Source organism: Neisseria sp. P0009.S007 (assembly GCF_051962515.1).
Window position 1 is genome coordinate 1 of the sequence record NZ_JBQCVF010000723.1, and the last position, 850, is coordinate 850.

At 51.6% G+C, this 850-nt stretch carries 1 protein-coding gene; it reads right to left on the reverse strand.

From position 1 onward, the window contains the following. Window positions 1-850: class I tRNA ligase family protein (locus tag ACTHS3_RS15945; RefSeq protein WP_440368499.1), on the reverse strand; the 850-nt coding region annotated here is incomplete at both ends.

The following is an 850-nucleotide window of genomic DNA, read 5'->3' on the forward strand; positions in this document are numbered from 1 at the left end:
ACAAACCATTGGCCGGTCGCACGGTAAATCAACGGCGTTTTGTGACGCCAGCAGTGTGCGTAGCTGTGTTCGATTTTACTGCTTGCCAAAAGGTTGCCGGTTTCTTCCAACCATTGCAGGATGACGGGGTTGGCTTCCCAAACGCGCATGCCAGCAACACGAGGTGTTTCGCTGATGTATTTGCCTTCGGCATTTACAGGGTTGTAAAGCTCAATGCCGTATTTATTGCAGACAGCGTAGTCTTCCAGACCATGCGCAGGCGCAGTATGCACCAAGCCGGTACCAGCATCGGTGGTAACGTGGTCGCCGTTGAGCATGGGAATATCGCGTTCGAGGAACGGATGATTCATGTGCAGGTTTTCCAGCTTGTCGCCTGTGGTTTCTGCCAATACTTTCAGGTCGTCTGAAGCAAAGCCGTAACGTTTGAGCGCATCTTCTGCCAAATCTTTGGCCAATACCAATTTGCCTTTAGGCGTATCAATCAGTTGATACACCACGTCTGCACCAGCTGAAACAGCTTGACTCGCAGGCAAAGTCCAAGGCGTAGTTGTCCAAATAACGGCAAACGCGTTGCCTTCGATGCCGGACAAACCGAATGCGGCTGCAAGCGCGGCAGTGTCTTTAAACGGATAGCCGACGTCAATCGCAGGCGATACTTTGTCTTTGTATTCCACTTCCGCTTCAGCCAGAGAAGAGCCGCAGTCCAAGCAGAATTGAACCGGTTTCGCGCCGCGGTAGAGATAACCGGATTTGTAGATTTCGCCGAGCATACGTACAGTATCGGCTTCGGTTTTGAAATCCATGGTCAGATAAGGATTGTCCCAGTCACCCAACACGCCCAGGCGGATAA